The 12,942-nt window shown below is 72.1% G+C and carries 10 protein-coding genes; 5 read left to right on the forward strand and 5 right to left on the reverse strand.

Translation table 11 applies throughout. From position 1 onward, the window contains the following. Positions 1 to 65: 65 nt before the first annotated feature. On the forward strand, positions 66 to 3,689 hold the full coding sequence (locus AB0M02_RS40495) for a BTAD domain-containing putative transcriptional regulator (protein WP_364237347.1): 3,624 nt from the start codon (positions 66 to 68) through the stop codon (positions 3,687 to 3,689). Beyond that, positions 3,641 to 3,958 (forward strand): hypothetical protein, encoded by a 318-nt coding sequence (locus tag AB0M02_RS40500; RefSeq protein WP_364237349.1) that lies wholly within the window; start codon positions 3,641 to 3,643, stop codon positions 3,956 to 3,958. The genes AB0M02_RS40495 and AB0M02_RS40500 overlap by 49 nt, the downstream gene beginning before the upstream one ends. Before the next feature lie 3 nt (positions 3,959 to 3,961). Here AB0M02_RS40500 and AB0M02_RS40505 read toward each other — a convergent pair whose 3' ends face one another. After that, complete coding sequence (locus tag AB0M02_RS40505) at positions 3,962 to 4,963, reverse strand: hypothetical protein (protein WP_364237351.1); 1,002 nt, start codon at positions 4,961 to 4,963, stop codon at positions 3,962 to 3,964. Positions 4,964 to 5,295: 332 nt separating this feature from the next. Between AB0M02_RS40505 and AB0M02_RS40510 the strand changes: the two genes are divergently transcribed. Then, positions 5,296 to 6,513, forward strand: coding sequence for a hypothetical protein (locus tag AB0M02_RS40510; protein WP_364237353.1), 1,218 nt, complete (start codon positions 5,296 to 5,298; stop codon positions 6,511 to 6,513). A 305-nt stretch (positions 6,514 to 6,818) separates the two neighbouring features. On the opposite strand, the gene AB0M02_RS40515 is transcribed toward AB0M02_RS40510, so the two are convergent. Genes AB0M02_RS40515 through gabT form a run of 3 tightly spaced genes read right to left on the reverse strand, consistent with a single transcriptional unit; the run spans position 6,819 to position 10,326 of the window. Next, positions 6,819 to 7,574 carry an SGNH/GDSL hydrolase family protein gene (locus AB0M02_RS40515; protein ID WP_364237356.1) on the reverse strand — a complete coding sequence of 252 codons (756 nt, stop codon included), beginning with the start codon at positions 7,572 to 7,574 and terminating at the stop codon, positions 6,819 to 6,821. A 59-nt stretch (positions 7,575 to 7,633) separates the two neighbouring features. Next, a complete protein-coding gene (locus tag AB0M02_RS40520; RefSeq protein WP_364237359.1) occupies positions 7,634 to 9,007 on the reverse strand; it encodes an NAD-dependent succinate-semialdehyde dehydrogenase in 1,374 nt (457 codons plus the stop codon). Next, positions 9,004 to 10,326, reverse strand: coding sequence for a 4-aminobutyrate--2-oxoglutarate transaminase (gene gabT / locus AB0M02_RS40525; protein ID WP_364237362.1), 1,323 nt, complete (start codon positions 10,324 to 10,326; stop codon positions 9,004 to 9,006). Before gabT ends, AB0M02_RS40520 begins: the two co-directional genes overlap by 4 nt. 76 nt (positions 10,327 to 10,402) lie before the next feature. Here gabT and AB0M02_RS40530 point away from each other — a divergent pair, with 76 nt between their 5' ends. Beyond that, entirely contained in the window at positions 10,403 to 11,263 is an 861-nt protein-coding gene (locus AB0M02_RS40530) for a LysR family transcriptional regulator (RefSeq protein ID WP_364237365.1), read from the forward strand. 200 nt (positions 11,264 to 11,463) lie between these two features. Further along, complete coding sequence (locus tag AB0M02_RS40535; protein ID WP_364237368.1) at positions 11,464 to 12,207, forward strand: hypothetical protein; 744 nt, start codon at positions 11,464 to 11,466, stop codon at positions 12,205 to 12,207. Between the two features lie 105 nt (positions 12,208 to 12,312). Here the strand turns inward: AB0M02_RS40535 and AB0M02_RS40540 are convergent. Then, on the reverse strand, positions 12,313 to 12,942 hold a 630-nt coding region (locus AB0M02_RS40540; RefSeq protein ID WP_364237370.1), incomplete at its 5' end, for an AAA family ATPase.

Consider the following 12,942-nt stretch of genomic DNA (forward strand, 5'->3'; position numbering starts at 1 on the left):
CGATCCTGTCGGGCTTCGGATATCGCCGGGCGCGACCCGCGGCCAAGATGGAGCGCGGGGGCAACATGGAGTTCCGCATCCTCGGCCGGCTCGAGGTCGTCGACCGCGGTCAGCGTCGGGAGATCGGCGCCGGCAAGCCGGCGGCGCTGCTCGGTGTGCTCCTGTTGCACGCCGGCGAGACCGTGCCGGCCGGCCGGCTGATCGACGAACTCTGGGGCGAGACGCCGCCGGCCAGTGCCACGAAACTGATCCAGGGGTACGTGCACGCGCTGCGCCAGACGCTCGGCGCGCGCGTGGTCGGCACCCGCGCGCGGGGCTACGTGGTCCATCCCGGGACTCTCGACCTGACCGAGTTCGATCGGCTGGCCGCCGAGGGGGAGCGGTGCCTGGCCGCCGACCCGTCGAGGGCGGCCGGGCTGCTGCGGGCGGCCCTGGACCTGTGGCGCGGCGAGCCCCTGGAAGGGTTGTCGTTCCCGGCCACGGCACGCCATGAGGTGGATCGACTCGGCGAGCGGCGCCGGTGCGTACGCGAAAGTCTTCTGGAAGCCGGCCTGGCACTCGGCCGGCACGCCGCGCTGGTGCCCGAGTTGCAGCAACTCGCGGCCGCCCATCCCTACCGTGAGCGGCTCCGCGCCCAGCTCATGCTCGCTCTCTACCGCTGTGGCCGGCAGGCCGAGGCGCTCGCCGCCTACCGTGACACGCGCCGCCTGCTCGATGCGGAACTGGGTCTGGAGCCCGGCCCGGAGCTGCGTGACCTCGAACGCCGGATCCTCGCGCAGGACCGCGAGCTGGACCTCACGCCGATATCCGAACCGGTCACCGCCTCGCCGCCACCGCCGGAGATCGGGCACCGGCTCGTCACCGTCATCGCCGCCGGGATCACCGGGGACGCCGGGCCGGCCGAGCAGTTCGACCCCGAGATCGCCCACCGCCTGCTCAGCCGGCAGGCACGCCTCTGCGCGGAGATCCTCGAACGGCACGGGGGTTCGCCGCAGCCGGCCTGCGGTGACACCGTGCTGGGCGTTTTCGGTCTGGTCCGGCTGCACGAGGACGACGCGGTGCGCGCGCTGCGTTCCGCGGGGGAGCTGCGGATCGCGCTGGACGAGCTCGCCCGGGAGGCGGGTGGAGACCTGGCGGCACGGCTCGGCGTCGAGTCCGGACCGGTCTTCGTCGGCGCCGGCGCGGGTCAGGGGCCCGTCGCCACCGGGGAACCGATCGACCGCGCGCTCCGCCTGCGCCGGCTGGCCGCCCCGGGTGAGATCCTGCTCGGCCCCGGAACCCATCAGCTCGCCGGGCCGGCGCTCACCGCCGAAGTCCGATCACCGTCGGTCTGGTGCCTTGACAGCGTCGGCGACCCACCGCCCGCCGCGCCCACGACGCCGTTCGTCGGCCGCGAACCCGAGCTCGCCCGGCTCCACGACCCGTCCGCCCGCCTCGTCACGGTGATCGGCGAGCCCGGGATCGGCAAGTCCCGGCTGCTGCACCAGGCCACGACCGATTTCGACGGTCAGGTGCTCGCCGGGCGCTGCCTGCCGCACGGCGAGGGGATCACGTTCCACGCGCTCGCCGAGATCGTCGCCCAGCTGGACGGCGGCCTGGAGCAGGCGCTGCGCGGCGCGGACGGCGTGATCGCCCGCCGCGTGCTCGGCGCGATCGGCCGGGCCGGCGAGCCGTCGAGGGCCGAGGAGACGTACTGGGCGGTGCGCCGCCTCTTCGAGCACCTCGCCCGGCACCGGCCGCTGACCGTCGTGATCGAGGACCTGCACTGGGCCGAGCCGAGCATGCTCGACCTGGTGGACCACCTGGCCGCCTACCTCAGGAACACGCGGCTGCTCTGCTCGGCCCGCCCGGAACTCCTCGAGACCCGTCCGGAGTGGGCGGTGCCGCAGCCCGGCCGGCAGTTGGTCGTGCTGGACCGGCTCGGCGAGGCGGACACCCGGCTGCTGGTGGCGGACCGTGTCGCACCCGACGAGGCGAACCGGGTGATCGCCGCGGCGGACGGCAACCCGCTGTTCCTGGAGCAGCTCATCGCGGCCGGGCCGTGCCCGTCCGGCACGCTGCCGCCGAGCATTCAGACGCTGCTCGCGGCGCGGATCGACCGGCTCGGCGCGGGGGAGCGGCGGGTGCTGGCCTGCGGTGCGGTCGAGGGCCACCGGTTCCACCGGTCCGCGCTGGCCGAGCTGCTGCCCGAGCTCGATCTGGGCCCGGTGCTGCGCGGGCTGGTCCGCAAGCAGTTCCTCGCGGTCGACCGGCCCGCGAGCTCCCGCGACGACGCGTTCCAGTTCGCGCACGCGCTGATCCGCGACGTGGCCTACCGGGCTCTGCCGGGCGCGGCGCGGGCCGGGCTGCACGAGCGGCTGGCCGGGTGGCTGTCCGAGCGTCCGGGCGCGGCCGACGAGCCGATCGGGCACCATCTGGAGCGGGCGGCGCGGTTGCGTACCTCATTGGGCCTGCCCGGTGGCCCGGTGCTCGCGTCGCGTGCGTCGGCCCGGCTGGACGCCGCGGCCCGGACGGCGCTGCTCCGCGGGGATGTCCCGGCCGCGGCCCGCCTGCTGGAACGGGCGGTCGATCTGCTCGCCGAGGACGATCCGGCGCGGCGTGCGCTGCTGCCCCGGCTGGGCAGCGCGCTGCTCGAGTGCGGCCGGCTGGCCGACGCGGAGAAGAGGCTGGATCACGCGCCTTCGGCGCTGGCCCGGGTGGAGCTGCAGCGGGTCCGTCTCCAGGCCGATCCGAGGCGGTGGCTGAGCGAGGCGGACGATGCCGCCGGGCAGTCGCTGGGCGCGCTTCGTCAGGAGCATGATGCGTACGGGCAGAGCCGCGCCTGGTCCCTGCGGGCAACCGTCCGCTGGATGCGCGGCCGGGCCGCCGAGGCCGACGCCTGCTGGCGGGAGGCGGCCGGTCACGCCCGCCGCGCCGGCGACGACCGGGAGCTGTTCGAGATCCTCTGCTGGCGCGCGTCCGCCGCGGCGTTCGGCCCGCTGCCGGTGCCCGAGGCGGTGTCCCGCTGCGAGGGCATCCTCGCCACCGTCGGCCGCAGCCCGGTCGCCGTGGCCGCCACCCTGCACCCGCTCGGCCTGCTGCACGCCCTGCGCGGCGACATCGGCCGCGGCTCCGCCCTGATCGAGCGGGCCAACGGCATCCTCGGCGAGCTGGGCCGCCTGGAGTCCGCCGTCTCCCACCACGAGTGCCTGCTGGAACTGCTGGCCGGCCGCCCGCACGTCGCGGAACGGCTGCTGCGGCAGGGCTACCAGCGGCTGGAGGCGATGGGCGAGGGCGCGCTGCTGGCCACCACCGCCGCGATGCTGGCCCGGGCGCTGCACGACCAGGGCCGCGACGACGAGGCCGAGCACGAGTGCGAGGTGAGCCGCGGTCACGCCGCCCCGGAGGACCTGCCCACCCAGGTGATGTGGCGCGGCGTGCTCGCGCGGGTCCTGGCCGGCCGCGGCCGGCACGCCGAGGCGGTGGAACTCGCCGGGGAGGCCGTGCGCCTCGCCGAACCGAGCGACCTGCTGGTGATCCGCGCGGACGCCTGGCTCGACCTGGCCGCCGTCCGGCACGCCGCGGGCCTGCCCGGCGGCGACGCCGCGAGGCAGGCCCGTGATCTCTACGAACGTAAATCGGCCGCTATCGGAGGTACCCGATGTCCCTCTCCCAGATCGACGAGGTCCGCCTCGCACCGGACGGCCTGACCGTCCGCGCTGCCGGGCCCACCACCCGCGCCGACGACGACGGCGCCGAGGTGCACGTCTTCGTGCTGGTCGTCCAGGGCGAGGCGGTGGCCCGCGGGGTCGGCGTCTCCACCGGCGAGCGATGGAGCGCCGACCTCACGATCGAGCGCGGCGCCTTCGCGACCGGCCCGGTGGTGGCGTCCGCGTTCTCGGTGACCCCCGTTCCCGAGCCGCCGAGCGTGCGGGCGCAGCACTGGAGCCAGCAGCTTCCGCTGACGCCGTCCTGGTGACGGTCAGGCCTTCAGCTGCCAGTCGTAGACCACCTCGTACTCGCCGCCGTGGCCCTTGTAGCGCAGGGTGCCCTCGGGGCTGTCCAGGCTGTTGCCGGGGAAGCGGTGCGTTGCGGTCGGCAGCTTCACGCTCAGCGTGCGCGGGTTGAAGACCTCGTCGCCCCAGAGCGACTTGAGCCAGCCGAAGACCTTGTCCATCACGATCGACAGGCCGAGCGCGATGAGTGCCTCGATCGGGCCCTTGGTACCCAGCTTGACCAGTTCCTGGCGGAGGCGGTCGCGTACCGCGTCGGCCAGCTTGTTCAGGAAGCCGGCCAGGTCGCCCATGTCGTGCTCGATCATGACCAGGACGACCGTGTAGGTCTTCGGGAACTTGGCACCGCCCTCGCGGACGTTGAAGAAGGTGAACTGCCTCGGCGGCGTGTACACCTTCTTCTTGCCGGTGCTGAAGCTGTCCACCTTGAACGCCTTGACGGTCTTCGTGTCGGCGTTCTCGTCCACCGACGTGCCGCCCAGGTAGATCTCGTCCTTGCCGATCTCGCTGGTCTCGTCCTTGCAGGTCACCCGGTGGATGCGCAGCGCGAGCTCGCGGTTGACCGGGGTGGCCGCCGCCATGGCGTCCACGGACATCGTGTCGTCCTCGGCGATCTGCAGGCTCGACAGGTCGAGCGGCTCGGCGGTGGCCGCCAGCTGCTCGTCGACCGCCACGGCCGAGCCGAGGTCGATGCCGCCGAACTGCTTCTTCCACGCCGCCTTGTTGCCCACCAGCGCCAGCACGTTGGTCTTCGACTTCGGCCGGGCGGCGGCCGGCAGCTTCTGGATGCCGGTGCGCAGGACCTGCTCCAGCGACGTCGCCTGCTTGGGCAGCGGGTAGCGGGCGGGCTCGAACATGTTGGCCGTCGCCTTGGTGGCGGCGGCGTTGACGGCGGTGGCGACCCGGTCCGTCAGGGCCTTCATCGCGGGGTCGGTGGCCTTGGCCTGGTCGGTGACGATGATGTCGGCCATCTCTCGGCTCCTCTCACGGCCGGGACGAGGTGTCCCGGCGGTCGAGCAGAGCCTCGGGCGGCCCGGTTCAATGCCGGTGCAGCGCCGGTTCAACGGCGGTTGATTCCGCATTCGATTGGTGTGCTGTAAGGTCTGCCGTTGCCATTCCAGGCCCATTTGCCTCTTTCTTAGGAATAGCTTAAATAATGCGCCGGAAGAGTTTTGCGGTCGCCTTGGCCGCCATTGCCGCCCTCGCCGTGGGAGCGTGCTCATCGGATGAGCCGGAAACCGCGGGTGAGACTCGGGTCGCCGCCGCCGCGGCGGGCGCACCGGCCGGCAGTGTGCCCGCTTCCGTGGCGCCTTCCACCGCGCCCAGTGTCTCCGCGCCGGCCGTGAAGCCACCCGCCGCCACCGGCCCCTGCGGCCGCAAGGCGTCCGCCAAGCCGGTCGCCCAGGTCACCGATGTCAAACTCGGGGTGAAGGTCACCGGATACGGCAACGAGGGCGACACGGAGCCGCTGCCGATGGCGCTCGCGGCCCGCCCCGACGGCGGTTCCTGGCTGGCCTGGCGCGGCACCGACGGCAAGGTCTACCTGGGCCGGCTGGACTGCGCCGACAAGCTGGTCGGCAAGCCCACCAGCTTCACCGGGATCGACCTGCAGGACGTGCAGGCCGACAGGGCCGGCGGTGGCGCCCTGCTACTCACCCGCAAGGGCACCTGTGGCAGCGGGCCGCTCTGCGGCGGTGAGTCCAGCCCGTGCAACACCATGCACGTGGTCCGCTTCGACGACAACGGCAAGCTGGTCTGGGAGCGTCAGGTCACCAACCTGACCGGTGGCCGGGCCGGGTACGACGACGGCGCCCGCTTCGTCTGGTGGTACCAGCACCATGGCCGGCTCGCGACCGACGGCAAGAACTGGGCCGCGTACTTCGGTGTCGCCATCACCGTGAAGAACGGCGACTGCGTCGACATCCACCAGGGCGACCGGATCCAGGTGGTGAACGCGAGCGGCAAGCTGGTGCCGGGGCACAGGGACGCGGCCGAGGTCGGGTGCAGCCACGCGTGGACGTCGCGGATCGTCTGGGACCCCCGGACCAAGCGGTTCGTCGCGGTCTGCGCCACCGACAACAACTGCCGGATCGCGCAGCCGAGCCCGTACCGGACGGTGGCGGCGGGCACCTGCGACGGGACGCTGTTCGGCGGTGACCTCGTGCTGGCCAAGGGCAAGGGTTACTGGACGGCGTGGAGTCAGGGCGGTTCGGTGCGCCTCGAGCGCTTCACCACCGGCAAGTCGACCACCACGATCCGCACCGGCGCGTCGTCACAGCACCCGCACCTCGTCCCGTACGGCACCGGCCGGATGCTGCTCACCTGGCAGTCCGGTTCGGCGATGTCGGCGCAGGTGTACGACGCGGGCACCGGTAAAGCGGTCGGCGCCAAGTTCACGATCAAGGCGAAGGATCACGCATACCAGGCGTTCAAGGCGTACCCGGACGGCAGCGCCGCCTACCCCGCCGCCGGCTCCTCCAGCACCTCCATAAGAATCGCCCGAGTCCAACCAACAACCTAACCGCGTGTGGAGTTCGGGTGCGTAGGCGGGCCGTACTCCACACGCAATGGGGTGAGCCGATTGCGTGTGGAGTTGGGGTGCGTAGGTGGGCCGTACTCCACACGCAATGGGGTGAGCTGATTGCGTGTGGAGTTGGGGTGCGTAGGCGGGCCGTACTCCACACGCAATGGGGTGAGCTGGTTGCGTGTGGAGTTGGGGTGCGTGGGCGGGCCGTACTCCACACGCAATGGGGTGAGCTGGTTGCGTGTGGAGTTGGGGTGCGGAGAGAGGCCGTACTCCACACGCAATGGGGTGGGGGGTGAGGTTCAGACGTTGATGGGGACCCAGCTCAGGTACTTGCCGGTTCGGTTGTCGCCGGAGGAGCGGCCGGCGAGGCGCCGCTGGATCCACGGCAGGACGTGCTGCCGGTAATACCGCGCCTCGGCGAGCAGGCTCCGGCTGGCCGAGGGGCCCGGGTCGATCACGTGGGCCTCGGTCGGGTAGCCGAGCGCGCTGAGCACCACGCTGGCGACCCGGCGGTGCCCGGCCGCGTTGAGGTGCAGGCGGTCGGCCGACCAGTAGTCGCGGCGCTGGATCTCCCGGTCGTTGAACATGTCGACGAAGACCACGTCGTACCTGTCGCCGAAGCCGCGCACAGCCTCGGTGAGCTGCGCGCCCTTGGGCCGCATCCGGCTGCCGAACGGGAGGTGCCCGGACGGGTCGGCGCCGCTGAGCAGCAGCACCTTGACGCCGGCCTCGGTGCACCGGCGCACGGCGCGCTCGGTCAGGTGGACGAGGCGGTCGAGGTCGCCGCCGGGGCGCATCATGTCGTTGCCGCCGCCGTTGAGGGAGAGCAGCGTGGGCTGCGGCGAGAGCGCGAGGGCCGCGTCCAGCTGCTCGGTGACGATCGGTTCCAGCAGGCGGCCGCGGATGGCGAGGTTCGCGTACTGAATGGTGTCGCCCTCGCCCGCCGCGATGCCGGCGGCGACGAGATCGGCCCAGCCCCGCTCGGTGCCGTCCGGCTGGGTGTCGCCCAGTCCCTCGGTGAAGCTGTCCCCGATCGCGACGTACCGCGTTGCCATGTGGCGCCCCCGTTCTTCTCGCCAGAGACGCTACCCGGCGGTAGGGCTTTTTCGCCCGCTCACGTGGGCCAGGCGACACTCAGGTAGCGGGTCTCCTGGAACTCGCGCAGGCCGTCCCGGGCGCCCTCCCGGCCAAGGCCGCTCTGCTTGACGCCGCCGAACGGCGCGGACGGGTCGGAGACCAGGCCACGGTTCACGCCGACCATCCCGGCCTCGATCGCCTCGCCGAGACGCAGGGCGCGGGCCAGATCGCCGGAGAAGACGTACGCGGCCAGCCCGTACTCGGTCGCGTTGACCCGTTCCAGCAGCTCGGCCTCGTCGGTCCAGGTGACCACCGGCGCGACCGGGCCGAAGATCTCCTCGCGCAGGATCGGCGAGGAGGCCGGCACGTCGACCAGCACGGTCGGCGGATAGAAATAGCCGGGGGAGTCCGGCGTCGTGGCCCGGTGAGCGACGCGGGCGCCCGACTGCTCGACCGCGCGGCGCACCCGGTCGAGCGCCGACGCGCTGATCAGCGGCCCGATCTCGGCGCCGTCGGCGGCCGCGCCCACGGTCAGCTTCTCCACCCGCGCGCCGAACCGGGCCACGAACTCGTCCGCGACGTCCGCGTGCACGTAGAACCGGTTCGCCGCGGTGCACGCCTGGCCGCCGTTGCGGAACTTGGCGATCATCGCGCCGGCCACCGCCTCGTCCAGGTCGGCGTCCTCGGTCACGACGAACGGCGCGTTGCCGCCCAGCTCCATCGACGAGTTCAGCACCCGGTCTGCGGCGTGCCGCAGCAGCACCCGGCCCACGGCGGTGCTGCCGGTGAACGAGATCTTGCGGACCCGCTCGTCGTTGAGCCAGGCGCCGACGACGCCGGACGAGTCGGTCGTGGTGACCACGGAGACCACGCCGTCGGGCAGGCCGGCCTCGGTGAGCAGGGCGGCGACGGCGAGTGCGGTCAGCGGCGTCTCGGCGGCGGGTTTCAGGACCGCGGTGCAACCGGCTGCGAGCGCCGGTGCGATCTTGCGGGTGGCCATCGCGGCCGGGAAATTCCACGGCGTCACCAGCGCGGCGACGCCTACGGGGTGGTGAGTGACAAGGGTACGGGCACCGCCCGCCGGCGCCTGTCCGAATTCACCTCCGGGCCGGACCGCCTCCTCGGCGAACCACCGGAAGAACTCCGCCGCGTACGTGACCTCACCGGTCGCGTCGGCGAGAGACTTGCCGTTCTCCCGGCTGATCAGCAGGGCCAGCTCGTCCCGGTCACGCAGCATCAGCTCGAACGCGCGGTGCAGGATCTCCGAGCGCTGTCGTGGCGCGGTCCTCGACCAGGACCCGAAGGCGGCGCTCGCGGCGTCGACGGCGTTGCGGGCGTCCACGGTGTCCTGATCGGGGACGTCGGCGACCGCTTCGAGGGTGGCCGGGTCGGTGACGGTGAACATCCTCATCGGGTCTCCCGGAAGGCCGCGGCGAGCACGTCGAAGGCGTCGTGCAGCAGGTCGTCGCTGATCGTGAGCGGGGGCAGGAAGCGGAGGACGTTGCCGTACGTACCGCAGGTCAGCACGACGACGCCGTCCTGGTGGGCGAGCCGCGCGACGTCGCGTGCGAGGCGGGGGTCCGGTTCGTCACTGCCGGGACGGACCAGCTCGGCGGCGATCATGGCGCCGCGTCCGCGTACATCTGCAATGCGGTCGTCCTGATCCCGCAACCGTGACAAACGCTCCAAGATCAGCCCCTCGATCTCCCTGGCTCGCTGGACGAGGCCGTCGGCCTCGATCGTCTCCATCGCGGCGATCGCCGCGGCGCAGGAGAGCGGGTTGCCGCCGTAGGTGCCGCCCAGACCACCCACGTGCGGCGCCTGCATGATCTCGGCCCGGCCGGTGACCGCGGACAGCGGCAGACCGCCGGCGATGCCTTTCGCGGTCACGATCAGATCGGGTACGACGGACTCGCGCTCGCAGGCGAACAGGTCACCGGTCCGCGCGAAGCCGGTCTGCACCTCGTCGGCGACGAACACCACGCCCGTCGCCCGGCACCAGGCCGCCAGCGCGGGCAGGAAACCGATCGCCGGCTCGATGAAGCCGCCCTCGCCCTGAATCGGCTCGATGACCAGCGCGGCCAGGTTCTCGGCGCCGATCTGCTTCTCGATCTGGTCGATCGCGCGTGCCGCCGCGGCGGCGCCGTCGAGATCGCCGTCCCGGTAGGGGTAGCTGCCCGCGGTCCGGTAGACCTCCGGGGCGAACGGGCCGAAACCGTGCTTGTACGGCTTGTTCTTCGCGGTCATCGCCATCGTGAGATTCGTGCGGCCGTGGTAGGCGTGGTCGAACACCACCACGGCGTCGCGCTTGGTGTGTGCGCGGGCGATCTTCACGGCGTTCTCGACGGCTTCGGCGCCGGAGTTGAAGAGGACGGTTCGCTTGTCGTGGTCGCCGGGGGTCAGCTGGTTGAGCTTCTCGGCGACTGTCACGTAGCCGTCGTAGGGCGTGACCATGAAGCAGGTGTGGGTGAAATCTTCAATCTGCTTCGTAAGTGCGTCCTGCACTCTCGGTGAGCTGGCGCCGACGGTTGTCACGGCGATGCCGGAGCCCAGGTCGATCAGGTGATTGCCGTCGACGTCGACCACGATGCCGCCGCCGGCGCGGGCCGCGAAGACCGGCATCGTGGTGCCGACACCGTCCGGGACCGCGGCTGTCTTGCGGGCCATCAGTTCCTGCGACCGGGGGCCGGGCAGGTCGGTGACCAGCCGGCGCTTCTGCTCGATGCTCACGGGTCCCAGTCTCGGGTTGCTCGCTATGCCCGTCCATTACCATCCTGGCAGAGTTGTCATGCCTGGGAGGCATACGATGGAGCTGCGGCACCTCCGCTATTTCGTGGCTACGGCATCGGCCGGCACGGTCAGCGGCGCCGCCGGGCGACTGCACCTGACGCAGCCGGGCCTGTCCCGTCAGCTGCGTCAGCTGGAGCGGGACCTCGGGGTGGCGCTGTTCGACCGCTCCGGCGGGCGGCTGGTGTTGTCGGCGGCCGGTGCGGCGCTCCTCCCGCAGGCACGTGACCTGCTGCAACGGGCATCCGACCTGCAGGTGGCGGCGGCGTTCCACGCGCGGGGACGGCTCGCGCGGCTGACCATCGGGGCTCCTACGGTCACGCTGACCGATGTGGTGTCGCCGTTCATCGCGACACTCGCCCCCGAGGACCCGACGACCGATGTCCTGGGAGCGGACGGGTTGTCGCCGGTGGAGACGCTGCGGCAGGGGGCGGACCTGGCGATCGGGACCGTACGGCCGGCGGCGCCGTTCCGTGCTCTGCCGCTGGCGGTGCTTCCGGTGTGGGCCTACGTCCCGCCGGACCACGAGTGGGCGGCCCGGGGTGGGGTGACCCTGCCGGACCTGCTGGGGGAGCCGCTCATCGTGCTGCCACCGGCGTTCACGGCGCGGCAGGCGCTGGACGCTTCGGGGTTCTCGTCGTCGGACGCCGTGGAGGCGGCCAACGGGACGGTCGCGCAGGCGCTGGCGGCGGCCGGGCGGGGGATCGCCGTGGTCAGCGACGACCCGCGGTTCGGCCTGGTTCCGCTCGCGGTCGACGGGCTGGTGATCCGGCTCGTCGCGGTGTGGGACTCCCGCCACGTCGCCGCGGCGACGCTCGGGGAGTTCGCCGGGCGGCTCGGGAGGTTCGTCCGGGATCGATACGACGCGCCGGCCGGGTGAGCCGTTCGAGGCATGCGTGTGGAGGCGTGCGGGACTATCATCCGCAGTGGGCGGTGCGCCTGCCCGAGCCCATGGAGAGCCACCACGCCTGGTTCTGCGTTCTGGGCCAAGGGTCCCGGACCCAGCGCGGCGGATCTCAGTTCCGGCGTGCCCCGCACGCCGCCGTTCGGTGCAGAGGCGTGGGCTGCCCCGGGGGCATCATGACTGATCACAACGGACGGCGGGCTCCCCGCCGGGGCCGGGCCCGCAAACGGGCCATCCGCGCACAGGCGGCGCGGGCCGGCGTGGCCTACTCGGTGGCCGCCCGCCAGCTGGAGGCTGCCGGCCTACGGCCGGGCGAGACGATCGCCAGTTACGGCCGCACGGTCTACCCGGCGGTCTTCGACCGCCGCACCTTCGAGCAACGCCGCGACGACACCCGCCGCGCCGCGATCCTTCCGGCCGGCCGGGCGGCGCATCTCGTGGAGCGGTTCCCGCCCTGCGGCGAGCTGTACTCGGGCGAGGGCCGTGCCGAGTTGCTGTCGCTGCTCTACCTGGCGATCGCCGAACGCTCGCCGCACCTGGTCCCGGCCCTCGGCGACCTGGCCTGGACGGCCGAGATGGGCGAGGCGAGCGCGGTCGACCTGGAGTGCGCCGCCCTGGACCGCGAAGCCCGCGAACTCCTCGAACGCGACCCGGCCACGTCGCTGACCCTGCCGCCGAACCCGCCGATCGAGGGCGCCCGGCAGATCCTCGACGCTCTGTTGGTGATCGCGAACGACGGGCACGCCCCCGGCACGCGGGTGCGGATGCTGGCCAGCCCTTTCGAGAACCGGCTCGCCACCATCACCGGCGCGGTCTGGGGCGCACCCGGCCCGCCCGTCGCCTACCGCGTCCTGGTCGACGGTCTGAGCGTGCGGGTGGCCGCCACCCCGGGCGAGCTGATCGTCCTGGCCGGGCAGTGAGGTGGCCGCCCGGGTGAGCTGATCGTCCTGGCCGGCGCGATGGTGTGAGCCGGGCAGTGAGCTGTCGCTCGGGGTGAGCTGATCGTCCTGGCCGGCGCGATGGTGTCAGCCGGGCAGTGAGCTGTCGCCGCCCTTCGTGGTTGCCGGTAGGGAATCGGCCTCCTCGGCGGTGGTTTTGCCGGCGCTGCGGAAGGTCAGTTTCTCCGGGGTGCCCTCGGCGTCGACGACGACTGTCTGGCCGGGGCGTAGTTCGTTGAAGAGGATCTGTTCGGACAGGGGGTCTTCCAGGTCGCGCTGGACCGTGCGGCGCAGGGGGCGGGCTCCCATGACCGGGTCGAAGCCCTTGGTGGCCAGGAACTGTTTGGCCCTGTCGGTGAGTTCGAGGCCCATGTCCTTGTTCTTCAGTTGGGCTTCGATGCGGGCCGTGAAGATGCCGACGATCTGGAGGATCTCGTCCTCGCGGAGTTGGTGGAAGACGATCGTGTCGTCGATGCGGTTCAGGAACTCGGGGCGGAAGTGCTGCTTGAGCTCGTCGTTGACCTTGATCTTCATCCGCTCGTAGCTGCTCTCGGTGCCCTCGGAGGTCTGGAAGCCGAGCTGGACGGCTTTCGTGGCGTTCCGGGTGCCGAGGTTCGTCGTCAGGATGATGACGGTGTTCTTGAAGTCGACGATGCGGCCCTGTCCGTCGGTGAGCCGGCCGTCCTCAAGGATCTGCAGCAGGGTGTTGAAGACGTC

Source organism: Actinoplanes sp. NPDC051861, assembly GCF_040681145.1.
Taxonomy (GTDB): Bacteria; Actinomycetota; Actinomycetes; order Mycobacteriales; family Micromonosporaceae; genus Actinoplanes.

Bases quoted from the DNA above. Each gene is read 5' to 3' on its own strand.
- AB0M02_RS40495 (WP_364237347.1), top strand. From the start codon at position 66: ATGGAGTTCCGCATCCTCGGCCGGCTCGAGGTCGTCGACCGCGGTCAG.
- AB0M02_RS40500 (WP_364237349.1), top strand. From the start codon at position 3,641: ATGTCCCTCTCCCAGATCGACGAGGTCCGCCTCGCACCGGACGGCCTG.
- AB0M02_RS40505 (WP_364237351.1), bottom strand. From the start codon at position 4,963: ATGGCCGACATCATCGTCACCGACCAGGCCAAGGCCACCGACCCCGCG.
- AB0M02_RS40515 (WP_364237356.1), bottom strand. From the start codon at position 7,574: ATGGCAACGCGGTACGTCGCGATCGGGGACAGCTTCACCGAGGGACTG.
- AB0M02_RS40520 (WP_364237359.1), bottom strand. From the start codon at position 9,007: ATGAGGATGTTCACCGTCACCGACCCGGCCACCCTCGAAGCGGTCGCC.
- AB0M02_RS40530 (WP_364237365.1), top strand. From the start codon at position 10,403: ATGGAGCTGCGGCACCTCCGCTATTTCGTGGCTACGGCATCGGCCGGC.
- AB0M02_RS40535 (WP_364237368.1), top strand. From the start codon at position 11,464: ATGACTGATCACAACGGACGGCGGGCTCCCCGCCGGGGCCGGGCCCGC.